This is a genomic window from Peribacillus kribbensis DSM 17871, assembly GCF_000430765.1.
Classification (GTDB): domain Bacteria; phylum Bacillota; class Bacilli; order Bacillales; family DSM-1321; genus Paraperibacillus; species Paraperibacillus kribbensis.
This window is the reverse complement of record NZ_AUMQ01000029.1, coordinates 154,526-177,431: the sequence shown is the minus strand read 5'-3', so window position 1 is coordinate 177,431 and position 22,906 is coordinate 154,526. Positions and strand designations below refer to the sequence as shown.

Genomic DNA, 22,906 nt, shown 5'->3' with positions numbered 1-22,906 from the left:
GGACTAAAGCGCCTTTTGCTTTTGCAGATAGCATGTAGGAAAAGCATGAAACTTTTTTTTATTTGAAACGTAATGTAAAATGCATATGGACAAATAGTGAGTTTTAGTCTTATAATTTTATGTTCGCACTTGAGCAAAGTGATAAAAAAAGATCGTTTCCTTGTTTTGGTATACCGTAATTAGGATAGGCTTATCTTGAAGATAATAGTTTTTACGGCTTAATGATACATAAGACAATATGGAGGTTCGTAAAATGGAGAAAAAGGCAGTAAATGTAATTGGTGCCGGACTTGCGGGAAGTGAAGCTGCATGGCAGCTCGCTAAACGAGGCATCAAGGTCCATTTGTATGAGATGCGGCCGGTACGGCAGACTCCAGCCCACCATACCGACAAGTTTGCCGAGCTGGTCTGCAGCAACTCGCTCAGGGCGAACACGCTCACGAATGCTGTCGGAGTATTAAAAGAGGAAATGAGGAACTTAGATTCTGTCATTATTTCCTCAGCGGATGAAAGCTCTGTTCCGGCAGGCGGCGCTTTGGCTGTAGACCGCCACGAATTTGCTGACAGAGTGACACAAAAGGTGAAAAACCACGAGAATGTTACTGTTTTTAATGAAGAGGTGACAGAAATTCCTGAAGGGCCGGCCATTATTGCAACGGGTCCGCTTACAAGTCCGGCCCTTGCGGAGAAGCTTAAGGTACTGACTGGGGAAGAATATTTATATTTTTATGATGCCGCCGCCCCGATCCTTGAAAAAGACAGCATTAATATGGATAAGGTGTATTTGAAGTCCCGCTATGATAAAGGGGAAGCAGCCTATTTGAACTGTCCGATGACTGAAGAGGAATTCAACACATTTTATGAGGCGCTTGTATCCGCTGAAACAGTGCCCTTAAAAGAATTTGAGAAGGAAGTCTTCTTTGAAGGCTGTATGCCTATTGAGGTAATGGGGCAGAGAGGAAAGAAGACTATGCTGTTTGGACCTTTGAAGCCTGTGGGGCTGGAGGATCCGAAAACAGGGAAGAGGCCATATGCAGTTGTTCAGCTTAGACAGGATGATGCGGCCGGAACACTATATAATATAGTAGGTTTTCAAACGCATCTTAAATGGGGACCGCAAAAAGAAGTCATCCGCCTTATTCCGGGTCTTGAAAATGCTGAAATTGTACGGTATGGGGTCATGCATCGGAATACATTTATTAATTCTCCAAAGGTGCTGCTGCCAACCTACCAGCTAAAGGCCAATAAAGAGCTTTTCTTTGCAGGCCAGATGACGGGGGTTGAAGGCTATGTGGAGTCTGCTGCATCGGGATTAATTGCAGGCATCAATGCCGCGAGGATCATAAATGGTGAAGAACCTCTGGTTTTCCCGGCAGAAACAGCAATCGGCAGCATGGCTCATTATATAACTGCTGCCAATACGTCAACCTTCCAGCCGATGAATGCGAATTTCGGTCTTTTCCCTGACCTCGATCAAAGGATTAAGGCCAAAAAAGACCGCAACGAAATGCATGCAAAAAGGGCGTTAGAAACAATTCAGAACTTTGTGAAAAATATGGAAAATTCATTGCCTGCCGAGTGGAACTATGATAATATTTAGTAGCTTTATAAGGGTGCTGAATGCAAATGAAAATTGAAGAGATCTTGAAGTCCTACACAGAATATTTACAAGTTGAAAAAAATTGTTCCAATCATACGGTCATCAATTATCAAAGAGATATTAATGAATTTATCATCTTTATGAGTGAACATAGGCTTGCCGATTTCAATGCGATCGAATATTTGGATGCCAGATTATTTTTAACAGGCCTATATGAGAAAAATCTAGCCAAGAAAACGATCTCCAGGAAAATATCCTGCCTGAGGAGTTTTTTTCGCTTCATGATGAGGGAGGGAGCGGTGGAGGAAAATCCTTTTTCGCTCGTGTCGCTACCTAAAAAGGACCATAAGCTTCCAAGGTTTCTGTATGAGGAAGAAATTGAGCCTCTCTTTCAGGCATGTGATCCTGACCAGGTATTAGGTGTCAGGGACCTTGCGCTTCTTGAACTTTTATATGGAACAGGAGCGAGGGTGAGTGAATGCTGTGAAATGAAGCTTAAGGATATCGATTTTTCACTGGGAACTATCCTGATTCATGGGAAAGGCAGGAAAGACCGGTACGTTCCAATTGGAAGCTATGGAAGGGAAGCAGTTAAAATTTATATTGAGACCTCAAGATCCCGGTTGTTAAAAGCTGGAAGGGAGCATGACTTCCTGTTTGTGAATGCAAAGGGAGGACCCTTGTCTGCGAGGGGTGTCAGGTATATACTAGATGGCGTCATTAAGAAAGCCTCTAAGGAAAAAAGTCTTCATCCCCATATGCTGAGGCATTCCTTTGCCACACATCTCTTGAATAATGGTGCGGATTTAAGAACTGTCCAGGAGCTTTTGGGGCATTCTGAAATATCTTCGACCCAAATTTACACACATATTACAAAAGAACAGCTGCGGAAGGTATACATTAATACTCATCCGCGTGCCTAAATACGTAATTGGCTCGTGAAACAGGTTGCAGGCAGGAACTGAAAGGAGAGTTATATGGGTAATTTTCATGCTACTACTATATTTGCAGTCAATCACAATGGCAAATCTGCCATGGCGGGAGACGGACAGGTTACATTTGGGAATGCGGTCGTGATGAAGCATACGGCGCGTAAGGTCAGACGTCTTTTCAACGGGAAGGTGCTGGCGGGATTTGCTGGTTCTGTAGCCGATGCATTTACTCTGTTTGAAATGTTTGAAGGAAAACTTGAAGAATATAATGGGAATTTGCAGCGCGCTGCAGTTGAGCTTGCGAAGCAGTGGCGCGGGGACAAAATGCTCAGGCAGCTCGAAGCCATGCTGATTGTCATGAATGAGAGCCATATGCTTTTGATCTCAGGAACAGGGGAAGTCATCGAACCGGATGACGGCATTCTGGCGATTGGATCAGGCGGGAATTATGCCCTATCCGCAGGAAGAGCATTAAAGCGGTATTCAGGAGAACATTTGTCAGCCAGTGAGATTGCGAAGGCTGCCCTTGAGATAGCCGCAGAGGTCTGTGTGTATACAAATACAAATATCATTGTTGAAGAGCTTTAAAAGGAGTGGGGATATGAAAACGAATAAGTCAAATATGACCCCTAGACAGATTGTAGAAAAGCTGAATCAATATATTGTCGGACAGAATGATGCTAAAAGGGCGGTTGCCATTGCGCTTAGAAACCGATATCGCCGCATGCTGCTGTCAGATAAGCTAAGGGATGAAGTAGTTCCTAAGAATATCCTGATGATCGGTCCTACCGGTGTAGGAAAGACAGAGATTGCCCGCAGAATGGCAAAATTAGTGGGCGCACCCTTTGTTAAAGTAGAAGCAACTAAATTCACAGAAGTCGGCTATGTAGGCCGTGATGTCGAATCGATGGTGAGAGACCTTGTAGAGACATCTGTAAGGCTCATTAAGGAAGAGAAAATGCTCTCGGTAAAAGACAGGGCTGAACAAAATGCGAATTCCCGTCTTGTGGAGCTTTTGGTGCCTTCGGCTAAAAAACAGGCCAACTTCAAAAATCCTTTGGAAATGCTGTTTGGCGGCAATGGCCAGGAGGAGGACGAGTCATCTTCCTCTGAGGATTACACCATGTATGAGAAAAGAAAAGCGGTTGAAGCGAAATTGTCAGCCGGAGAACTTGAAAACGAAATGGTGACCGTGGAGGTTGAAGAACAGCAGGCGTCCATGTTCGATCTGCTTCAAGGGTCGGGCATGGAGCAGATGGGGATGAATATGCAGGATGCCCTGGGAAGCCTGATGCCAAAGAAAAGAAAGAAAAGAAAACTCAGTGTGAGCGACGCAAGGAAGGTTTTGACAAGCGAAGAAGCTTCCAAGCTGATTGATATGGATGATGTGACCCAGGAAGCTGTGTATCGTGCGGAGCAAAACGGGATCATCTTCATTGATGAGATTGATAAGATTGCAAGCAGGCAGTCAGGCGGGTCATCAGCCGATGTATCAAGAGAAGGAGTTCAGCGGGATATTCTTCCTGTTGTCGAGGGTTCTACAGTTGTAACGAAGTATGGATCGGTTAAAACAGATCATGTTTTGTTTATTGCAGCCGGCGCCTTCCATATGTCTAAGCCTTCCGATTTAATTCCGGAGCTACAAGGGCGTTTCCCTATCAGAGTGGAACTTAAAAAACTTACAGTGGATGATTTTGTCCGGATCCTGCACGAACCGGATAATGCCCTGCTTAAACAATATTCGGCTTTATTGGAAACTGAAGGTATACAAATTGAATTTTCTGACGATGCTATTCGTAGAATAGCTGAGGTGGCCTATGATGTGAATCAGAATACTGATAATATTGGCGCGAGAAGACTTCATACTATACTTGAAAAGCTCCTTGAGGATCTATCCTTTGAAGCACCGGACATCACAATGGAAAAGATTACAATTACCCCTCAATACGTAGAGGAAAAGCTGGGGAATATATCCAGAGATAAGGATTTAAGCCAGTTTATTCTGTAAAAGCGTGAAAAAGATATGAACAGACTGGCGGAGGGCAGCTTTTCAGGCTGCAGCAAGTTTGAATGAATTCATGAAGGGTACATGACAAATGAAAGATTTCGGACATATTCCTCTTTAGTCAGCATGTTCCGTTCATACAAAGATTCATGAAGACAAATTGCAATGATTGTGGAAGTAAGTAGGAGGAAATAAGTAATGAATTTATTAACAAAAACAAGAAGAATTAACTCAATGCTTCAAAGCTCTGCAGGAAAGCCTGTGAATTTCAAAGAGATGGCGGAAAGCTTGAGTGAAGTAATTGAGGCTAACGTATTTGTGGTAAGCAGAAGAGGAAAACTCTTAGGCTTCTCTATCAACCAGCAGATCGAAAATGAACGAATGAAGAAAATGCTTGAAGACCGCCAGTTTCCGGAAGAATACATCAAAGGTCTTTCTACTATTCAGGAAACGTCTTCAAATATTGACATTGAAAGTGAATATACAGCTTTCCCCGTTGAGAACAAGGAATTGTTTAAATCAGGATTAACCACCATTGTTCCGATCATTGGCGGAGGAGAACGTTTGGGAACATTAATTCTGGCTCGATTGGAAGAAAAGTTCCACGATGATGACCTTATCCTTGGAGAATACGGTGCTACAGTGGTCGGCATGGAAATCCTTCGCGAAAAAGCAGAGGAAATTGAAGAAGAAGCACGCAGCAAGGCTGTTGTTCAGATGGCGATCAGTTCGCTGTCTTATAGTGAGCTCGAAGCAATTGAGCATATTTTTGAAGAACTAAAGGGAAATGAAGGCCTGCTCGTTGCTTCAAAAATCGCAGATCGTGTAGGGATTACAAGATCAGTCATTGTCAATGCGCTTAGGAAACTCGAAAGTGCCGGTGTAATTGAGTCCCGTTCTTTGGGAATGAAGGGAACCTACATAAAGGTTTTAAATTCTAAATTCCTAGTTGAACTAGAAAAATTAAAGAGCAGCTGATTAACTATAAAATACTCCTTTTGGCAATATGCCGAATGGAGTATTTTTTTTGCTGTTTTTTTCTTACATTTGGAAATATATTCCTCATACTCAATAAAATACTTGGTATATGTAACCAATTTGAAATTTAATTGTAACAAAAAGTTAGAAAATAGGACAAAAAACTCATATTTTTACCATTTTACTGCATAGACATTGAGATATAGATTCTATAAAATAGGAAAGGAGTTCATGCTATTACAAAAAATGACGTAATTCTACATAATTCCCCTTTTTACCTAATATTAAACATTTTGAGGTGGAAAAATTGAATCTTTTTTCAAATACGTTTAATACCCTGGAGAGTGCGCTAAATTACTCCTCCCTTAAACAAAAAACAATCTCGCAAAATATTGCGAATGTGGATACGCCCAATTACAAGGCGAAGGACGTCAGCTTTAAATCCATGCTGCAGGATAGCTTGGATTCAATGAAGGCTTACCGCACCAGCCCTAAACACATTGAGTTCGAAAATGGTCCAGGCGGGACAGGAGGAGTTTTTACGAAAAGCAACCAGGAATACAATGCGAATGGAAACAGCGTCGATGTGGATAAAGAAATGAGTGACCTTGCTGAAAATCAGCTTTACTATAATGCGGTAGCTGAAATTTTAAGCGGCAAATTCGGGTCCCTTCAATCCGTGATTAAAGGAGGGAAATAAATGAGTATCTTTCACAGTATAAATAATACGGCATCCGCCCTCACGGCACAGAGAGTCAGGATGGATGTCATTTCATCCAATATGGCGAATGCAGACTCAACTCGAGGGACCTATAATGCCGAGACCAAGGAATGGGATCCTTATCGGCGCAAGATGGTTGTCCTCCAGCCGAATGGTGGATCTTTCTCAAGCTTTTACAATCAGGCACTGGGAGTAGACAGCAGCTCATTGGGGAACGGTGTCAAGGTAACCAAAATAACAGAAGACAATGAAACACCATTTAAAATGGTATATGATCCAGAACATCCAGATGCCGATAAAAATGGTTATGTTAAAATGCCGAATGTTGACTCACTAAAAGAAATGGTCGACTTGATGAGTGCCACCCGATCATATGAAGCAAATGTTACGGTCATGAATGCTTCGAAGGCCATGTTAATGAAAGCTTTGGAAATCGGGAAATAGAGCGGAGGATAAAAAATGATTAATGGAATACATTTGCCTGTCAGCCCAGTCCAGCCTGCCAGTCAATTGAATAACGCAGACTCGATCAATACATCATACGATGCAAAGGATAGTTTTGCGTCCGTACTGAAAGATTCTATTAACAAAGTAAATGAAGAGCAGAATATGTCAGACAATATGACCGCCAAACTTGTTAAAGGAGAAGATGTGGATCTTCATCAGGTCATGATTGCTTCCCAAAAGGCAAGTATCACCCTCCAGGCAGCCATGGAGGTAAGGAACAAGGTTATAGAAGCTTATCAGGAAACCATGAGAATGCAGGTGTAACTGAGGCTGCCGGAGAGAAATGAATTAGGGATATACAGGATACCGGGGGATCAGAATGAATGAATTTTTAGGAAACATGAAAAACAGAATATCCGGTTTTTGGAACGGCAGGACCAAGAAGCAGAGAACATGGCTCGTCGTGTCGGTTATTCTCGGCATTGCTTTAATCGGTGCCATTTCCTTTTTTTCTACAAGAGAAACAATGGTCCCTCTTTACAGTGATCTGGCCCCTTCAGAAACAGGGCAGATCAAGGAGAACCTTGATGGGAAAGGCATCTCCTCACAGATTGCTGACGGAGGAAAAACAATCCTGGTGCCTGAAGAGAATGTGGATACATTAAAAGTGCAATTAGCCTCGGAAGGTATTCCGGAATCAGGGAGCATTGATTATTCTTTTTTTAGCAAAAATGCCGGATTTGGCATGACAGATAATGAATTTCAAGTGGTGAAGCTGGATAGCATGCAGACGGAGCTGGCGAATCTTATTAAAGGGATTGACGGTGTTGAAGATGCGAAGGTGATGCTGAGCCTGCCTGACAAAGGCATCTTTGTAAGCGACAGCGGACAGGAAGCTTCGGCTTCAGTCGTCCTGCAGACAAAGCCCGGCTACCAGTTCCAGGACAGCCAGATTAGATCTCTTTATCATCTTGTTTCAAAAAGCGTGCCTAATCTGCCTACAGATAATATCGTCATTATGAATCAAAATTTTGAGTATTTTGATCTGAAAAATGAAAATAATCTGCAAAATGGAACCGTGTTTACGGCCCAGCACGATATGCAGAAGGAAGTCGAGCGCGATTTGCAGAGACGTGTACAAAGCATGCTTGGCACTCTTATGGGTCAGGACAAGGTGGTCGTTTCGGTAACAGCTGATATTGATTTCACTCAGGAAAAAAGAGAGGAAAAACTAGTAGAGCCGGTCGATAAGACGAAGATGCAGGGAATTGCAATAAGTGCTCAAAAGATTACCGAAACCTGGAATGGAAAAGGTGCCGCCGCCGGGGGGACACCTACATCGGGAGAGACATCCGACACTGCCGGCCAGTATGCCCAGATTACTAACGGGCAGGATGGGAACTATGAAAAAGCCCAAGATACGGTCAACTATGAAGTCAATCGAATTAAAAAGGATATCGTAGAAAGTCCTTATAAAATCAGGGACCTTGGCATTCAGGTCATGGTAGAGCCCCCTAAGAAAAATGATGTCAATTCACTGCCTCAGGCAAGGATTGATGATATAACAAAGGTCCTTGGCACCATCGTGAGAACTTCTGTTGATAAACAATATCTTCCGGCAACTACCCCTGACCAGATTGTAAATCAAAAGATTGCTGTGTCGGTCCAGCCTTTTAATGGAAAAGTGAATTTTTCTTCTCAGCAGAAATCGTCCATTCCTTTGTGGATCTATATCGTTGGCGGAGTGCTGCTTGCAGCACTGATAGTCGCTATTATTCTATACATCCGTTCAAGAAGGAAGAACGTGGAAGAGGAATTTAGTTTAGAAGAGCACACAACGTTGGATATACCGGATGTAAGCGAACCGGTTGAAACAGAAGCGAATGTGCGCAGAAAACAGCTTGAGAAACTCGCCAAAGAAAAACCGGAAGAGTTTGCAAAACTTCTGCGGACCTGGATAGCGGAAGAGTAAAAGGGAGGTAGTGTACGGTTGAAGGAAAAAGGGCTCACTGGAAAACAAAAGGCAGCTATACTGCTTATCTCTCTAGGGCCGGACGTATCAGCTTCTGTCTATAAGCATTTGTCTGAAGAAGAAATTGAAAGGCTCACATTAGAAATATCCGGTGTTAGAAAAGTAGATTCTAAGAATAAAGAAGAAATAGTAGAAGAATTTCATAATATTGCCATGGCCCAAGATTATATCGCACAGGGAGGCATTGGATACGCCAAAACTGTCCTTGAAAAGGCGCTTGGGTCTGAACAAGCATCCGCGATTATCAATAGGCTAACATCATCCCTTCAGGTAAGGCCGTTTGATTTTGCCAGAAAAGCGGATCCGGGACAAATCTTGAATTTTATCCAAAACGAGCACCCGCAGACCATTGCTTTGATCCTTTCTTATCTGGACCCCGCCCAAGCCGGCCAGATTCTTTCAGAGCTTCCGCAAGAGGTACAGGCGGATATAGCAAGAAGGATTGCGATCATGGACAGTACATCTCCTGAGATCATTAATGAAGTTGAACAGATCCTGGAAAGGAAGCTGTCGGCAACTGTTACGCATGATTATACTCAGACTGGCGGTGTAGAGGCAGTTGTTGAAGTGTTAAATGGAGTAGACAGGTCGACTGAAAGAACCATATTGGATGCACTTGAAATCCAGGATCCGGAGCTTGCAGAAGAAATTAAGAAAAGAATGTTCGTATTTGAAGACATTGTCACCCTTGACAGCAGAGCCATCCAGAGGGTCATCCGGGATGCTGAAAACGATGATCTTATGCTGTCACTTAAGGTTTCCTCTGAGGAGGTTAAGGACATTGTATTTAAAAATATGTCCAAACGTATGGTTGACACATTCCAGGAGGAAATGGAATTTATGGGCCCTGTCAGGCTGCGTGATGTAGAAGAGGCGCAATCAAGAATTGTGGCTGTCATCCGCCGTCTGGAGGAATCAGGAGAAATTGTGATAGCCAGAGGCGGAGGAGATGACATAATTGTCTAGGATTATTAAATCGTCCTATGCATTAAATGCCAAAACCGATAAACCAATCCGGATCAGAAGCCTTTATGTTCAAAGTGAAATAGAGATTGAAACGGGGGCTGATCCTTCCCTGCAGATCGAACAGATGCTTCAGGAAGCTGCTGAAGCTTCCCGGAAGCTGATTTCTGAAGCGGAGGAGGAAGCCCGCCGGATCATTGAAAACGCCAGGAATGATAAACAACAGATTGAGATGGAAGAGATACCCGGGATGATGGAAGCCGCTAAACAGGATGGATATCGAAGCGGATTCGAGACAGGCAGGGATGATGGTTATCGGGAAATGAGGGAAGCGGTCCAGCTTGCAAGAAAGACTGTCCAGGATTCACAGGCTGATTATCAGGAAAGAATCGAATCTGCCCAGGAAACCATTGTAAAGCTCAGTGTAAAAATTGCTGAAAAAATCATCGGGCAGAAGCTGGGGGAATCACAGGAATTTATCCTTCAACTTGTCAAGCGCGCGGTTAAAGAAGCTCGAGAATATACTGAAGTCCAGCTTCATGTCCATCCAATGCATTATCAATTATTGCTATCCGAAAAGGAAAGCCTGACCTCGCTCTTTCCCAGGGAAACAGATTTATACATTTATCCTGATGAGGAGCTTGCGGTCACGGGCTGTATAATTGAATCCTCTAACGGAAGAATCGATGCCAGTGTCGACAGCCAGCTGCAGGAAATTAAAAGCAAGCTGTCAGATCTGTTAAAAGGAGAATAGCTGTGAAAGCGGAAGATCTGCTTTTAAAAATTGAAGAGCTGAATACGTTTAAGCATTATGGACGCGTTAAACGGGTCGTTGGAATCATGATTGAATCCCAGGGGCCGGAGAGTTCAGTAGGCGATGTTTGTTATATCCATACCGGAACGAAAGGCAAAAAAAAGCTGATCCGTGCGGAGGTGGTCGGGTTTAAAAATGAAGCGGTCATTTTGATGCCCTATACGGCAGTCAGTGAAATTTCACCCGGCAGTCTGGTTGAAACCACCTCCAGGCCTCTTGAGATTAAGGTGGGACCGGAGCTTATCGGAAAAGCCATCGATTCACTGGGAAATCCTCTGGATGGATCCCTGTTGCCCAAAGGGCTTACAGCCGTACCGACTGAACAAGATCCTCCGAATCCGATGGAAAGGCCGCCCATTACTGAGAGCATCGATGTGGGTGTCAGGATGATTGATTCTCTCCTTACAGTGGGAAGAGGTCAAAGGGTTGGGATTTTTGCGGGAAGCGGCGTGGGGAAAAGCACGCTGCTCGGGATGGTTGCCCGGAATACAAAGGCAGACTTAAATGTGATCGGCCTTATAGGGGAGCGCGGCCGTGAGGTGAGGGAATTCATTGAGAGGGATCTTGGGCCGGAGGGGCTCAGCCGTTCCATTGTGATTGTGGCGACTTCCGACCAGCCTGCCCTGATGAGGATCAAAGGCGCCTTTACAGCCACGGCAATCGCCGAGTATTTCAGGGACAAAGGGATGAATGTCATGCTCATGATGGATTCGGTAACAAGGGTGGCCATGGCGCAGCGCGAAGTCGGCCTTGCGGTGGGAGAGCCGCCAACAACCAAGGGGTATACCCCATCTGTCTTCAGCATCCTGCCAAGGCTCCTGGAGCGGACCGGCACGAATATACATGGTTCTATCACGGCTTTTTATACCGTGCTTGTGGACGGCGATGATATGAATGAACCCATAGCGGATACGGTACGCGGAATCCTGGACGGTCACTTTGTCCTGGACCGCAGTCTGGCTAACAAAGGACAGTATCCCGCTATCAATGTGTTGAAAAGCATCTCAAGGATCATGAACCACATTTCAGAGGACAGTCATATCAAAAATGCGGAAAGAATGCGGGATCTTCTGGCGACTTATATGGAATCCGAGGACCTGATCAATATCGGGGCATACAAGAAGGGGTCATCCAGGGAAATAGATGAGGCCATAAAAAAGTATCCGGAAATTATCGCATTTTTGAAACAGAGCACAAAAGAGAAGACGACAAAGGATGAAAGTGTATTTGGGCTGATGCAGTTGATGGAAAGCGGTGAATAACGTGCAATATCAGTATAAGTTCGAGAAGATCCTCTCCATTAAGGAAAAAGAAAAAGATGAAGCTTACGCACAGTACAGCTCATGTTTGAAACAATTCGAGGAAGCGGCAGAAAAGTTATATAAACTCTTAAAGAAAAAGGAAGATCTTCAAGCATTTCAGGAGGAAAAATTGAAATCTGGATTGTCTGTCCAGCATATCAGGCACCAGGGACTTTTTATGGATAATCTTGAAAAGCTGATCAGCCACAGCCAGAAAGCGGTCATGATCGCCAGACAGAAGGTGAATCTTTATCAGGAAAAGCTGATGGAATCAAATCTTGAAGTGAAGAAGTATGAAAAGATAAAAGAGAAAGAGTACACAAGATTCATGGGACACATCAACCTGCTCGAAAACAGGCAGATGGATGAAATATCCATCCAGCAGTATATGAGCAGGGGACTATAGGTGAAGAGATGGATAAAGAACTTGAATTAGAAGAAAAAAGACACAGCAGGCTGCAGTGGTTTCTGTTTGTTATTGTTATACCTCTCATTGTTGCTCTCATTTTTGTTTTTGTCATTTTGAAGGTTGCCGGTGTAAATGTCGGCCAGGCGATCCAGGAGCATGCGCCAAAAATCCCTTGGATTTCTAAATCGGATAAGACCGGAGACAAGCCGGATCTTAAAATGTATGAAAACAAGATTTCAAGCCTGCAGAGTTCCATTAAATCAGAAAAAGCAAAGATTTCACAGCTTGAGAGTATCATTGACAGCAGGGATAAGACCATCAATGAGAAAGACATGGATAACCAGAATCTCCAAAAGGAAATCAATGAGCTGAAACAGAGTTCAGAAGAAAATAAACGGTCATTTAAGGAAATTGTTGCAACCTATGAAACGATGTCTCCCGGCAAGGCAGCGCCTATCCTTTCTAAATTAAGTGATGAAGAAGCCGTAAAAATCCTATCTAGTGTTACCTCTGATACCGTGGCAGCGATTCTACAGAAAATGGATCCTGCAAAAGCGGCAAGCCTGACAGAAAAGCTAACTGCCCAGCCGGTACAGCAGGATGTGGCGGGAAATTAATCTGAAAGGAGGTGAAGAAGTATGACCTCTGCCATAGCAACAGCTTTGCCAGTGACTGCGAGTGTTCCTGGTGTTGGTATTTCTGCGAAAATGGATATTGGAAACAGCCAGAAGTTCGGTTCTGTAATTGCTTCCATCACAAAAAGTAAAGCATCAATGGAAAATTCTGAGCTGCTTAACTCTTCACAGCTCGAGCAGCTTGCCGATGTATTAAGTATGCTGAATCTCGAGAGCATGACGGAATGGGAAGATGGCCAATCATTAGCTAAACAATTGATTTTGGGTGAATCCTCACTGGCCGGCCTTTTAGAAGCTGTAAAGAGCAAAGAAGGAAAGACTTTTCATGATTCAGCTGTTTCCCTGGGGGAGCAATTAGGCATTACTTCTAAAGAGGAGAAAGAAGAAATCCAATCTGTGGATGTTTTACAGCTTATATCTCTGATTCTTCCGATTACAAAACTGGATATAAAAGACATCAGCAAACTGGATTTATCAGATTTCAGCCAGGTGGTAAAGACCGTGAAGCTTCTGAGTTTAGGCTCTGAATTTAAGGATTTGACGAAAGAACAGACAGCTGGATTCCAAAAGCTTAAGGAATTCCTGGGCATTATTGCAGAAAAAGTTCAGGCCGGAGTGACTCAATCAAAGCCAGGCAGTGATAACACCTCCCTGGACAAGAGCGTCCCTGCCAATCCTTTTCAGCAGAGCATATACAATTCAGCACAAATTGCCAAAGACGCATATGCTAGATTGCAAGCTGGAGAAAGTGCTGATCCAGACAGCAAGATGACGAAAAAGAACAACCTGGAATTAGGTACTCAGCCCGTTTCGTTGAACACACCCCTCCCTAAGCTGGAAATGCTTGCTTTGAGTCAGGATCCCAGCACACAGAGAGCGGACCAGGATAAGTTTATTAAACAGTTTGAAAACATTCTGGCCAAGGCGCATATAACCAATGACAAGGGAATTCAAAAGTTGTTTATCAAGCTTAATCCAGAGCATCTGGGTTCCCTAAGAATTGAAATCATTCAGAAGGATTCCATGGTAGCGGCGAAAATTATAGCATCAACCAGCCAGGCTAAGGATACACTTGAAGCCCATATCAATGGGTTGAAGCATGCATTTGCAGCCCAGAACATTCCTGTTGACCGTATAGAGGTATCCCAGCAGTTCAGCCAGTTCAGCAGCGAAAGATTCCTGCACCAGGATCAGCCAGAACAGCGGGAAAGACAGCAGCCTCAGAAGAAAAAACAGGAGGAAAACCAAGGCTTTGATGAAACCTTTGAAGATGCCTTAATGAATATGGAGGTATAACAACTGATGGACAAAATTCAATCCCCCTTGCTTTTAAGCACGTATCAACAGCAGCAAAGGCAGGCCAGCGGAGATAACCTTGGAAAGGATGATTTCTTAAAAATCCTGATGACACAGCTTCAAAACCAGGATCCGATGAATCCACTTGAGGATAAGGACTTTATTGCGCAGATGGCCACCTTTTCAACACTTGAGCAAATTACAAATCTCGGCAAGACAATGGATAAATTTGTGAGCTCCCAGCAGCAAAATTCCTTAATCGCCTATAACCAGTTTGTAGGGAAGGATGTCACCTGGCATAAGATCCTTGACTCAGAAGAGCAAGGTACATCCCAGCAGGTTCAGCAGGGAGAAGGCAAAATTGTGTCCGTCCAATTCAAAAATGACACAGTCGAATTTACCCTTGAGGACGGTACAAAGCTCGAACCTGGCAATATCTCTCAAGTCAATGCACAATCTGCAGGACTAGAAGGCAATTCCCTCATGCAGGCAAGCTCGCTGATTGGAAAAACAGTAACCTGGAAGAACGATAATAATGAAGAATTAACAGCGGTTGTTAAATCGGTCGCTTTAAAAGATGGAGCGGCTCTTTTTGAGATGAATGATCCGGATTCCACTTGGATCAATTCCAAGCAGTTCATAAAAATTTCCTAAAGGCATATCGGCTTAATACCGGCAAAGATGCTTTTAGCAAAAAAAGGAGCAGCCTATCATGGAAAAAGTTAATTTCAGGACGATTTCCAGTGCTCCCTTGCCCATTCCTAAAAAAATTGCTGCACCTCCCGGCAGAAACGGGACAAGCTTTTCACAGCAGCTTAATTCAGTCCTGAACCAAAGTCCGACAGCTTTGACGATCAGCAGGCATGCACAGGAACGGCTTCAGCAAAGAAAAATACAAATTGATCCGCAAATTTGGGGGAAGCTTGAGGAAAAGGTTTATGAGGCAAAAAAAATGGGAGTACAGGATTCGCTTGTATTGTTAAAAAATGCAGCCCTGATAGTAAGCGCAAAAAATAGCACTGTAATTACAGCCATGGACCGGGCGGAAGCAAGCGCCCATATCTTTACCAATATAAATGGAACCATTGTAATGGAATAGGCTGGACCTCATGTAGGAGAGCCGGGCTGCGGACCGAACGAAGCAGCCGTAACGAAAGGGGATATTTTACATGCTTAGATCAATGTATTCCGGGATCAGCGGAATGAAGAACTTCCAAAACAAGTTAGATGTAATAGGAAATAATATTGCAAACGTAAATACTTACGGATTTAAAAAGGGCCGGGTTATTTTTAAGGATATGATGAGTCAGACCATAGCAGGCGCGGGTGCTCCAACTGCTACTAGAGGTGGAACCAATGCAAGACAGGTAGGTCTTGGGTCTCAAGTTGCAGCTATTGACACTATTGATACTCAGGGATCACTTCAAAATACCGGAAGAACGCTTGATTTAGCGATTTCTGGAGACGGGTATTTTGTTGTAGGAAGCGGTTCAGATCTTAGTTACACTCGGGCAGGTAATTTTTATCTGGACAGTAGTGGCATGTTAGTTAATAGTGATGGATTACCTGTCGCAGGGGTAACTACAATTCCTACTACTGCTTCGGATATCTCTATTAGCCCGGATGGAAAAGTATCCTATTTAAACAATGGTGCGCAAGCGTCTGCAGGACAAATACAACTTGCCAAGTTTGCCAACCCCGGAGGATTGGCAAAAACAGGTAGCAATTTATTTAAGCCAACAAGCAACTCTGGAACAGCTGCTACCGGATTTGCAGGAGCAGGCGGAATTGGAAACATCCAATCCGGCCTCCTTGAAATGTCCAATGTGGACCTGTCAGAGGAATTCACAGAGATGATCACGGCACAGCGTGGATTCCAGGCCAATTCAAAAATCATTACAACCTCTGACGAAATCCTTCAGGAGCTTGTCAATCTAAAACGATAGTGTAAGGAGGGATGGGCTGAAGAGGTGACTCCTTCAGCTCTCTAAAACCATTGATAAACGTTACAAAACTGAACGGTAAAAAGTTTCATTTGAATGCCATTTATATCGAAACTGTGGATTCTCATCCCGATACAACGATCACTTTATTCAATGGAAAAAAATATATCGTAGCAGAGCCGGAATATGCGGTAGTTCAGGCGATTCAGCAATTCTACCGCTCTATTAATATTCTAGGAGCAGCTGCTGGTAAAGGGGGGATTTACAATGAAGAATAAATTGGTATCTATTATGCTGATTGTGCTGCTGTCGATCGCACTGGTCGGGGGGATAGCACTAGTGGTAGTTATGAAATTCACAGGGAATGATAAAGCTCATGCACAGCCTAATATTGATCAGATTGTCAAAGCTTCATCCGACATACCGGAGATTACCACCAATTTAGCCAGCGGTGATTTTATCCGTATAGCATTTACGATACAGACAGACAGCAAGGATGCAAAAGAAGAGCTGGATAAGCGGAATTTCCAGGTGAAAAACATAATCATTACACAGTTATCTGAAATGAAGGCGGATGATTTAAAAGGAAAAAACGGCAAGGAGAAGCTTGAGGAACTGTTAAAAAGCCAAATCAACCAGGTTATGCAGGATGGAAAAATCGTTAAAGTATATATTACCTCTTCTATCCTTCAATAATAGACGGCAGGGGAGGGCTGACAGCTTTTAATGGAGTCCTGCCACAGAAGCCGTATTAGGCGTAGAAAGGAGAGGTGAAGGATTTTGTCAGGTGAAATATTATCTCAAAGCGAGATAGACGCACTGCTTTCAGCAATTTCAACAGGAGAGATGGATGCAGAAGAGCTGAAAAAGGAAGACTCAGAAAGAAAAGTCAGAGTGTATGATTTTAAGAGAGCACTGAGGTTTTCGAAAGATCAGATCAGGAACCTCACCAGGATCCATGAAAATTTTTCCAGGGTGTTAACTACCTATTTTTCTGCCCAGCTAAGAACCCTCGTACAGATTAATGTGGCCTCTACTGACCAGATTCCATATGAGGAATTTATCAGGTCAATACCTAAAATGACGATCATGAATGTTTTTGAGGTTCCTCCTCTTGATGGCAGTATCTTAATGGAGGTTAATCCTAATATAGCCTATGCCATGCTCGACCGTGTCCTTGGTGGCAGGGGTGTGAGTGTAAACAAAGTAGATACTCTCACAGAAATTGAAACAAAAATTATGTCCAATTTGTTTGAAAATGCCTTTGAGCTTATTCAGGAACCCTGGTCGACGATTGCGGAAATCGAACCTGTTTTTTCTGGATTCGAAGTAAACCCGCAATTCCTGCAGATGGTTTCGCCAAATGAAACGGTTGTAGTTATATCTTTAAATACAGTTATCGGCGAGACAAGCGGCATGATCAATATATGCATTCCTCATGTAGTCCTTGAGCCGATTATCCCTAAGCTATCGGTGCATTATTGGATGCAGACTGCTAAGAAGGAGCCTTTGCCGCAGGAAATAGAAGTGCTGGAAAGCCGGATAAAAAAAGCGGAAGTACAGTTTTCAGCCGAGCTTGGAAGCACAGACATAACCGTCCAGGATTTTTTAAACCTGGACATTGGAGATGTAATTGAACTGAATCAGCAGATAAATGCTCCCTTATTGGTAAAGATCGGGGAAGTTCCTAAATATACAGCCCAGCCTGGGAAATCAAACAAGAGAATGGCTGTTCAGATTCTTGAACAAATTGAGGGGAGAGACGAAGATGGTAAGTGGTGAAATGCTCTCGCAGGATGAGATAGATGCCCTGCTTCGGGGGTCTTCCGAATCGGCAGAGGAGCCGGCAATAGAAGGTGCTGAAGATTATTTTACTTCAATGGAAAGAGATGCATTAGGGGAGATAGGAAATATATCCTTTGGAAGCTCCGCGACCGCGCTATCCACCTTGCTTAACCAAAAGGTGGATATCACGACTCCATCTGTGGATGTAGTACCTATAGCACAGCTTGAAAAAGAGTTTCCAACACCGTATGTGGCAATCCAGGTCCATTATACGATCGGTTTTACAGGATTGAATCTCCTTGTTATAAAACAAAGTGATGCTGCTATCATTGCAGACTTGATGCTTGGCGGTGATGGAACAAAACCTTCTGAAGAGCTGAACGAAATACACCTGAGTGCAGTTCAGGAAGCAATGAATCAAATGATGGGCTCCGCTGCAACCTCCATGTCCACCATTTTTAATAAAAAAGTAGATATATCACCTCCTAGTATCGATCTAATGAATCTAAAGGAGGGGTCTGGAGAAAATGTCCTTCCGAAAGAGGACATGCTTGCAAGAATCTCATTCCGATTGAAAGTTGGAAGTCTGATAGATTCGAATATTATGCAGCTCCTGCCTTTAACCTTTGCAAAAAGTCTTGTCAATGACCTGCTGAATCCAGAGGATACATCGGTGGATTCTACTAGCGGAACGGTAGAGGAAATTGTTCCGGACATCAAGGACCCAGCTCGGGAAGAGGAGCCGGTATACACGCAAAGCAGCAGAAGCACGCAGGAGGAGCAGGCAGTACCTGTCCGTCCAGCCCACGCAGCCCAGCACATGGGACAATCTTCAGGTCCGTCCGCAGCACAGGTCAATGTGCAGCCAGCAAGCTTTGCAGCCTTTACCTCTCACCAGGGGCAGGAAAAGGAATCTGGCAACCTCGATATTTTGCTGGACATACCTCTTCAAGTTACAGTTGAACTGGGAAGGACCAAGAGATCTGTGAAAGAATTGTTGGAAATATCTTCAGGATCGATTATTGAATTGGACAAGCTGGCGGGAGAACCAGTGGATGTACTGGTTAATAGCCGCTTGATCGCCAAGGGAGAAGTGGTTGTCATCGACGAGAATTTCGGAGTGAGGATCACAGATATAATAAGCCAGACAGATAGGATAAAAAAATTACGTTAAATTTGGGGGAATAAAAAATGGCACATAGAATTTTAATTGTGGACGATGCAGCTTTCATGAGAATGATGATTAAAGACATTTTAACTAAAAATGGGTTTGAAGTAGTGGGTGAGGCCGAGAACGGCCAGCTGGCTATCGAGAAATTCAAAGAGCTTCAGCCCGATCTTGTAACCATGGATATCACAATGCCTGAAATGGACGGCATCACGGCTCTTAAAGAGATTAAGAGTTTCAGCCCAGGGGCAAAAATCATCATGTGTTCAGCAATGGGGCAGCAGGCGATGGTCATCGATGCCATCCAGGCTGGAGCCAAGGACTTTATCGTTAAGCCATTCCAGGCAGACCGAGTGCTCGAAGCCATCAACAAGACACTAAGCTAAGAATGACAACTAAGAGGGTGTAAGATTTTGCGTATGAAACAGGTTATTGGCATCTTGCTTTTGCTGACATTTGTTATCTTCCATGGAAGCTATGCTCATGCCGCTGAAACGGATAAAAGCGTCAAGGATTGGTATGATCATCCCCAAAAGGCTAAACAAAGCAGCACGAAAGGGGCCGATGATTCTTCCTCTTTGAAAGAAAGCAGCTCAGGGGGCTTCACGTTTTGGGATTTTCTTAGAATGATATTTGCAACTATTTTTGTAGTTGCACTTCTTTATTTTATGCTGAGGTTTATTACAAAGAAAAATCGTGGATTTCAAAAGGCAGGAGTTCTTCAGAATCTTGGCGGAACTGCACTCGGCGGCAGTAAATCCATTCAGCTTGTCAAGGTTGGAAACTCTATTCTTGTAGTGGGCGTAGGGGATACCATCCAGCTTTTGAAGGAGATTGATAATGAAGAGGAGTACAGCCTTCTCCTGAAAGAGCATGAGGGCAGGCTTGAAGGAATGATGCAGCCTACTGATGTTTTTTCCAAATGGATAAAGAGAAGAAATGGCGGGACAGCAAATGAATCCTTTACTGGCCAGCTGAAGAAGCAGCTGGAGGAGATATCGAAATCCAGAAGAAAAATTGCTGAGAATGTGGAAAAGAAGGGCGGAGCAGAAGATGAATGAAGTCATGAATATGTTTAGCAATGCTGCTCCGGACAACGTCTCCACTTCTGTTAAGATGCTCTTGCTGCTTACAGTCCTGTCGCTCGCACCAAGCATCTTGATCCTGATGACCTGCTTTACGAGGATCATCATAGTACTCAGCTTTGTTAGGACATCACTCGGTACCCAGCAGATGCCCCCCAATCAGGTGCTTGTGGGCCTTGCGCTGTTTTTAACCTTTTTTATCATGGCACCGACTTTCCAGGAAGTGAATAAGCAGGCGCTTACCCCGCTATTCAATGACAAAATTAAATTGGATGAAGCCTATGACAGGGCATCCGTGCCATTTAAGGAATTTATGAGCGCGCATACGCGGCAGAAGGATCTGGATCTATTTTTAACATACGCCAAAATGGACCGTCCCAAATCGATCAAGGATATTCCCATCACAGCTCTTGTGCCGGCTTTTGCAATCAGTGAAATAAAAACGGCCTTTCAAATAGGATTCATGATTTTCATCCCTTTTTTGGTGATTGATATGATTGTTTCAAGTGTGCTGATGTCAATGGGGATGATGATGCTTCCCCCAGTCATGATTTCACTGCCATTTAAAATCTTGCTTTTTGTGCTGGTGGACGGCTGGTATCTGGTTGTCAAATCCTTGCTGCAGAGCTATTAAAGCGGAGGGAAACAATGAATTCGGAATTTGTTATATCTATTGCTGAAAAAGGGATTATGACAGTGCTTCTGGTCTGCGGGCCGCTTCTTTTGCTATCTCTTGTGGTGGGCCTGCTCATCAGTATCTTCCAGGCTGCGACCCAAATACAGGAGCAGACGCTGTCATTTGTCCCGAAAATTGTGGCTGTCTTGATCGGTCTCGTGTTTTTTGGACCCTGGATGCTGAGTCATATGCTTTCTTACACTACTGAAATATTTTCTAATCTTACAAGGTTCATCGGATAGATACTATGGAAGAACTCTTGCCTAAATTCGCTGTTTTTTTGTTAGTGCTGGTCAGAGTGAGCTCGTTTTTTGTTGTGAGCCCAGTCTTTTCTTACCGGACGATCCCGATGACCCATAAGATCGGTTTGAGCTTCTTTCTCGCCTGGATCATGTATTACACCATCAAAGCTCCGCCTATGGATATTGACGGCCTTTATTTTTTATTGATTATCAAGGAAGCGATGGTAGGACTGATCCTTGGATTCACAGGCTATATGATTATAGCTGCAGTCCAGATGGCAGGCGGTTTCATAGATTTTCAGATGGGCTTTACCATGGCCAATGTCATCGATCCCCAGAACGGGACACAAAGTCCTTTGATGGGACAGTATGTATATATGATTGCTCTCTTGTTTCTGCTCGCAACCAATGGACATCATCTGCTGCTGGATGGGATTTTTTACAGCTACCAGACCGTCCCAATCGATAAGGCCTTCCTTCCCATGGGAAACCAAAATTTTATTATGTATCTGGCGGAAGCGTTCAATAAAACATTCATTATTGCCCTTCAAATGTCCCTGCCGGTGGTAGGCAGTCTCTTTCTAGTGGATGTAGGGCTCGGCATTGTGGCAAGAACAGTTCCGCAGTTAAATATTTTTGTGGTGGGAATGCCAGTAAAAGTTATCGCGGGCTTTGTCATTTTGGTGCTGGTCTTTGGCTCGATGCTGATGAGTGTGCGCAGCCTATTTGATTTCAGCCTTTTAGCCATGAGGGGATTGATGCATTGGATGGGAGGAACTTAAGAGATGCTTCGGCTTGATTTGCAATTTTTCGCAGGCGAAAAAACGGAAAAGGCAACCCCTAAGAAAAGGCAGGATGCCAGAAAAAAAGGGCAGGTGGCAAAGAGTCAGGATATTAATACCGCTGTTGTGATGCTGGCGGTATTCCTTCTCCTCCTTATCACAGGGCCATCCATGCTGGAGAGGATGATGGCCCTTTTCACCATGAATCTTACAGACTTTAAAACCATTAATCTTCAACAGCAGAATATTCAGGGACTGTTTATCACCGTTTTAAAAGAGATGGCGTTCATTATTGCACCTGTCCTTGGGACCGCCTTTATAGCGGCAGCCACCGCGAATTATGCCCAGGTAGGGATTATGTTTTCCACAGAAGCCATACAGTTTAAGCTTGAGAAACTGAATCCGATCAGCGGATTTAAAAGGATCGTCTCTATGAGAGCGATTGTCGAGCTTTTGAAATCGATCCTAAAAATCTCATTTGTAGGAATCGTCACATTCATCGTAATCTGGAGAAAGCTTCCTGAAATTATGCTTCTGACCCAAAAATCATCAGGGGCGGCGCTTGTCTCATTGGCAAAGGTCACTCTGAGTGTGGGACTGTACGCATCAGGAGCCTTGTTGTTCCTGGCTGCATTGGATTATATGTACCAAAAATTCGACTTTGAAAAAAGCATTAAGATGTCCAAGCAGGATATTAAGGATGAATATAAAAATATGGAAGGCGATCCGCTTATCAAATCAAAAATGAAGCAGAGGCAGAGGGAAATGGCCATGCAGAGGATGATGCAGGAGGTTCCTAAAGCCGATGTAGTCATTACGAATCCTACCCATTTTGCCATTGCCCTGAAGTACGACGATCAAAAAAGCGATGCTCCTTATGTGGTGGCAAAGGGAGTGGATTTCCTTGCCCAGAAGATCAAGGCGGTAGCGGGTGAGAATGATATCGCAATGGTGGAAAATAGGCCGCTCGCCAGGGCCCTGTATGATGGCTGTGAAATAGGACAGGCGATTCCGGAGGAGTTCTTTAAGGCCGTTGCAGAAATATTAGCGTTTGTATACAAATTAAAAGGCAGGATGTAAGCCTTTTGATAG

General features: G+C 43.8%; 28 protein-coding genes. All 28 read left to right on the top strand.

The annotated features are described in order from the left end of the window. The first annotated feature begins 253 nt into the window (after positions 1–253). The 28 genes from trmFO to flhB all read left to right on the top strand — a co-directional run bounded on the left by trmFO (position 254) and on the right by flhB (position 22,894). Positions 254–1,600, top strand: a complete 1,347-nt coding sequence (trmFO, locus tag H539_RS27715; RefSeq protein ID WP_051348431.1) for an FADH(2)-oxidizing methylenetetrahydrofolate--tRNA-(uracil(54)-C(5))-methyltransferase TrmFO — start codon at positions 254–256, stop codon at positions 1,598–1,600. 20 nt (positions 1,601–1,620) lie between these two features. Further along, positions 1,621–2,523, top strand: a complete 903-nt coding sequence (gene xerC, locus H539_RS0104215) for a tyrosine recombinase XerC (protein WP_026692500.1) — start codon at positions 1,621–1,623, stop codon at positions 2,521–2,523. Positions 2,524–2,577: 54 nt separating this feature from the next. Further along, on the top strand, positions 2,578–3,120 hold the full coding sequence (gene hslV, locus H539_RS0104210; protein WP_026692499.1) for an ATP-dependent protease subunit HslV: 543 nt from the start codon (positions 2,578–2,580) through the stop codon (positions 3,118–3,120). Positions 3,121–3,133: 13 nt separating this feature from the next. Further along, positions 3,134–4,540: an ATP-dependent protease ATPase subunit HslU gene (hslU, locus tag H539_RS0104205; RefSeq protein WP_026692498.1), complete on the top strand. Its 1,407-nt coding sequence runs from the start codon at positions 3,134–3,136 to the stop codon at positions 4,538–4,540. Between the two features lie 195 nt (positions 4,541–4,735). Beyond that, the gene (gene codY, locus H539_RS0104200) at positions 4,736–5,515 is read left to right on the top strand and encodes a GTP-sensing pleiotropic transcriptional regulator CodY (protein WP_026692497.1); all 780 of its coding nucleotides are present in this window, start codon (positions 4,736–4,738) and stop codon (positions 5,513–5,515) included. A gap of 307 nt (positions 5,516–5,822) precedes the next feature. Then, the gene (gene flgB / locus H539_RS0104195) at positions 5,823–6,215 is read left to right on the top strand and encodes a flagellar basal body rod protein FlgB (RefSeq protein WP_026692496.1); all 393 of its coding nucleotides are present in this window, start codon (positions 5,823–5,825) and stop codon (positions 6,213–6,215) included. Then, the gene (gene flgC / locus H539_RS0104190; protein ID WP_026692495.1) at positions 6,216–6,680 is read left to right on the top strand and encodes a flagellar basal body rod protein FlgC; all 465 of its coding nucleotides are present in this window, start codon (positions 6,216–6,218) and stop codon (positions 6,678–6,680) included. Positions 6,681–6,695: 15 nt separating this feature from the next. After that, positions 6,696–7,007 carry a flagellar hook-basal body complex protein FliE gene (fliE, locus tag H539_RS0104185; protein ID WP_035321895.1) on the top strand — a complete coding sequence of 104 codons (312 nt, stop codon included), beginning with the start codon at positions 6,696–6,698 and terminating at the stop codon, positions 7,005–7,007. 55 nt (positions 7,008–7,062) lie between these two features. Beyond that, on the top strand, positions 7,063–8,655 hold the full coding sequence (fliF, locus tag H539_RS0104180; protein WP_026692493.1) for a flagellar basal-body MS-ring/collar protein FliF: 1,593 nt from the start codon (positions 7,063–7,065) through the stop codon (positions 8,653–8,655). 18 nt (positions 8,656–8,673) lie between these two features. After that, positions 8,674–9,681, top strand: a complete 1,008-nt coding sequence (fliG, locus tag H539_RS0104175) for a flagellar motor switch protein FliG (protein ID WP_026692492.1) — start codon at positions 8,674–8,676, stop codon at positions 9,679–9,681. Beyond that, a complete protein-coding gene (fliH, locus tag H539_RS0104170) occupies positions 9,674–10,432 on the top strand; it encodes a flagellar assembly protein FliH (protein ID WP_026692491.1) in 759 nt (252 codons plus the stop codon). The genes fliG and fliH overlap by 8 nt, the downstream gene beginning before the upstream one ends. Before the next feature lie 2 nt (positions 10,433–10,434). Further along, positions 10,435–11,754 carry a flagellar protein export ATPase FliI gene (gene fliI, locus H539_RS0104165; protein WP_026692490.1) on the top strand — a complete coding sequence of 440 codons (1,320 nt, stop codon included), beginning with the start codon at positions 10,435–10,437 and terminating at the stop codon, positions 11,752–11,754. A gap of 1 nt (position 11,755) precedes the next feature. Then, entirely contained in the window at positions 11,756–12,199 is a 444-nt protein-coding gene (gene fliJ / locus H539_RS0104160; RefSeq protein ID WP_026692489.1) for a flagellar export protein FliJ, read from the top strand. 8 nt (positions 12,200–12,207) lie between these two features. After that, a complete protein-coding gene (locus H539_RS0104155; protein ID WP_026692488.1) occupies positions 12,208–12,819 on the top strand; it encodes a MotE family protein in 612 nt (203 codons plus the stop codon). 21 nt (positions 12,820–12,840) lie between these two features. Then, positions 12,841–14,133: a flagellar hook-length control protein FliK gene (locus H539_RS0104150; RefSeq protein ID WP_026692487.1), complete on the top strand. Its 1,293-nt coding sequence runs from the start codon at positions 12,841–12,843 to the stop codon at positions 14,131–14,133. A gap of 6 nt (positions 14,134–14,139) precedes the next feature. Continuing rightward, a complete protein-coding gene (gene flgD, locus H539_RS0104145) occupies positions 14,140–14,787 on the top strand; it encodes a flagellar hook assembly protein FlgD (RefSeq protein WP_245602123.1) in 648 nt (215 codons plus the stop codon). A gap of 58 nt (positions 14,788–14,845) precedes the next feature. After that, the gene (locus H539_RS0104140; protein WP_026692485.1) at positions 14,846–15,232 is read left to right on the top strand and encodes a TIGR02530 family flagellar biosynthesis protein; all 387 of its coding nucleotides are present in this window, start codon (positions 14,846–14,848) and stop codon (positions 15,230–15,232) included. A 70-nt stretch (positions 15,233–15,302) separates the two neighbouring features. Continuing rightward, positions 15,303–16,079, top strand: coding sequence for a flagellar basal body rod protein FlgG (gene flgG / locus H539_RS0104135; protein ID WP_026692484.1), 777 nt, complete (start codon positions 15,303–15,305; stop codon positions 16,077–16,079). Between the two features lie 50 nt (positions 16,080–16,129). Beyond that, on the top strand, positions 16,130–16,354 hold the full coding sequence (locus H539_RS0104130; RefSeq protein ID WP_026692483.1) for a flagellar FlbD family protein: 225 nt from the start codon (positions 16,130–16,132) through the stop codon (positions 16,352–16,354). Beyond that, on the top strand, positions 16,344–16,772 hold the full coding sequence (gene fliL, locus H539_RS0104125) for a flagellar basal body-associated protein FliL (RefSeq protein ID WP_026692482.1): 429 nt from the start codon (positions 16,344–16,346) through the stop codon (positions 16,770–16,772). Before H539_RS0104130 ends, fliL begins: the two co-directional genes overlap by 11 nt. Before the next feature lie 84 nt (positions 16,773–16,856). Beyond that, positions 16,857–17,858, top strand: coding sequence for a flagellar motor switch protein FliM (gene fliM / locus H539_RS0104120; protein WP_026692481.1), 1,002 nt, complete (start codon positions 16,857–16,859; stop codon positions 17,856–17,858). Then, complete coding sequence (gene fliY, locus H539_RS0104115) at positions 17,845–19,035, top strand: flagellar motor switch phosphatase FliY (RefSeq protein ID WP_026692480.1); 1,191 nt, start codon at positions 17,845–17,847, stop codon at positions 19,033–19,035. The genes fliM and fliY overlap by 14 nt, the downstream gene beginning before the upstream one ends. A 17-nt stretch (positions 19,036–19,052) precedes the next feature. Continuing rightward, a complete protein-coding gene (gene cheY / locus H539_RS0104110) occupies positions 19,053–19,415 on the top strand; it encodes a chemotaxis protein CheY (RefSeq protein WP_026692479.1) in 363 nt (120 codons plus the stop codon). Between the two features lie 33 nt (positions 19,416–19,448). After that, positions 19,449–20,090, top strand: a complete 642-nt coding sequence (locus H539_RS0104105) for a flagellar biosynthetic protein FliO (RefSeq protein WP_035321907.1) — start codon at positions 19,449–19,451, stop codon at positions 20,088–20,090. After that, positions 20,083–20,748 carry a flagellar type III secretion system pore protein FliP gene (gene fliP, locus H539_RS0104100; protein ID WP_026692477.1) on the top strand — a complete coding sequence of 222 codons (666 nt, stop codon included), beginning with the start codon at positions 20,083–20,085 and terminating at the stop codon, positions 20,746–20,748. Before H539_RS0104105 ends, fliP begins: the two co-directional genes overlap by 8 nt. 14 nt (positions 20,749–20,762) lie before the next feature. Next, positions 20,763–21,032 (top strand): flagellar biosynthesis protein FliQ, encoded by a 270-nt coding sequence (gene fliQ / locus H539_RS0104095; RefSeq protein WP_026692476.1) that lies wholly within the window; start codon positions 20,763–20,765, stop codon positions 21,030–21,032. Between the two features lie 5 nt (positions 21,033–21,037). Beyond that, on the top strand, positions 21,038–21,814 hold the full coding sequence (gene fliR / locus H539_RS0104090) for a flagellar biosynthetic protein FliR (protein ID WP_026692475.1): 777 nt from the start codon (positions 21,038–21,040) through the stop codon (positions 21,812–21,814). A 3-nt stretch (positions 21,815–21,817) separates the two neighbouring features. Next, positions 21,818–22,894: a flagellar biosynthesis protein FlhB gene (gene flhB / locus H539_RS0104085; RefSeq protein WP_026692474.1), complete on the top strand. Its 1,077-nt coding sequence runs from the start codon at positions 21,818–21,820 to the stop codon at positions 22,892–22,894. The last annotated feature ends 12 nt before the right edge of the window (positions 22,895–22,906 follow it).

Excerpts from the sequence above, each read along its gene's own strand:
- flgD (WP_245602123.1), top strand. The coding sequence starts at position 14,140 with ATGGACAAAATTCAATCCCCCTTGCTTTTAAGCACGTATCAACAGCAG.
- flgG (WP_026692484.1), top strand. The coding sequence starts at position 15,303 with ATGCTTAGATCAATGTATTCCGGGATCAGCGGAATGAAGAACTTCCAA.
- H539_RS0104105 (WP_035321907.1), top strand. The coding sequence starts at position 19,449 with ATGAAACAGGTTATTGGCATCTTGCTTTTGCTGACATTTGTTATCTTC.
- fliQ (WP_026692476.1), top strand. The coding sequence starts at position 20,763 with ATGAATTCGGAATTTGTTATATCTATTGCTGAAAAAGGGATTATGACA.
- xerC (WP_026692500.1), top strand. The coding sequence starts at position 1,621 with ATGCAAATGAAAATTGAAGAGATCTTGAAGTCCTACACAGAATATTTA.
- fliF (WP_026692493.1), top strand. The coding sequence starts at position 7,063 with ATGAATGAATTTTTAGGAAACATGAAAAACAGAATATCCGGTTTTTGG.
- fliR (WP_026692475.1), top strand. The coding sequence starts at position 21,038 with ATGGAAGAACTCTTGCCTAAATTCGCTGTTTTTTTGTTAGTGCTGGTC.
- fliL (WP_026692482.1), top strand. The coding sequence starts at position 16,344 with ATGAAGAATAAATTGGTATCTATTATGCTGATTGTGCTGCTGTCGATC.
- codY (WP_026692497.1), top strand. The coding sequence starts at position 4,736 with ATGAATTTATTAACAAAAACAAGAAGAATTAACTCAATGCTTCAAAGC.
- cheY (WP_026692479.1), top strand. The coding sequence starts at position 19,053 with ATGGCACATAGAATTTTAATTGTGGACGATGCAGCTTTCATGAGAATG.
- H539_RS0104150 (WP_026692487.1), top strand. The coding sequence starts at position 12,841 with ATGACCTCTGCCATAGCAACAGCTTTGCCAGTGACTGCGAGTGTTCCT.
- trmFO (WP_051348431.1), top strand. The coding sequence starts at position 254 with ATGGAGAAAAAGGCAGTAAATGTAATTGGTGCCGGACTTGCGGGAAGT.
- hslV (WP_026692499.1), top strand. The coding sequence starts at position 2,578 with ATGGGTAATTTTCATGCTACTACTATATTTGCAGTCAATCACAATGGC.
- flgC (WP_026692495.1), top strand. The coding sequence starts at position 6,216 with ATGAGTATCTTTCACAGTATAAATAATACGGCATCCGCCCTCACGGCA.
- fliP (WP_026692477.1), top strand. The coding sequence starts at position 20,083 with ATGAATGAAGTCATGAATATGTTTAGCAATGCTGCTCCGGACAACGTC.
- flhB (WP_026692474.1), top strand. The coding sequence starts at position 21,818 with ATGCTTCGGCTTGATTTGCAATTTTTCGCAGGCGAAAAAACGGAAAAG.
- H539_RS0104155 (WP_026692488.1), top strand. The coding sequence starts at position 12,208 with ATGGATAAAGAACTTGAATTAGAAGAAAAAAGACACAGCAGGCTGCAG.
- H539_RS0104140 (WP_026692485.1), top strand. The coding sequence starts at position 14,846 with ATGGAAAAAGTTAATTTCAGGACGATTTCCAGTGCTCCCTTGCCCATT.
- fliE (WP_035321895.1), top strand. The coding sequence starts at position 6,696 with ATGATTAATGGAATACATTTGCCTGTCAGCCCAGTCCAGCCTGCCAGT.
- fliY (WP_026692480.1), top strand. The coding sequence starts at position 17,845 with ATGGTAAGTGGTGAAATGCTCTCGCAGGATGAGATAGATGCCCTGCTT.
- hslU (WP_026692498.1), top strand. The coding sequence starts at position 3,134 with ATGAAAACGAATAAGTCAAATATGACCCCTAGACAGATTGTAGAAAAG.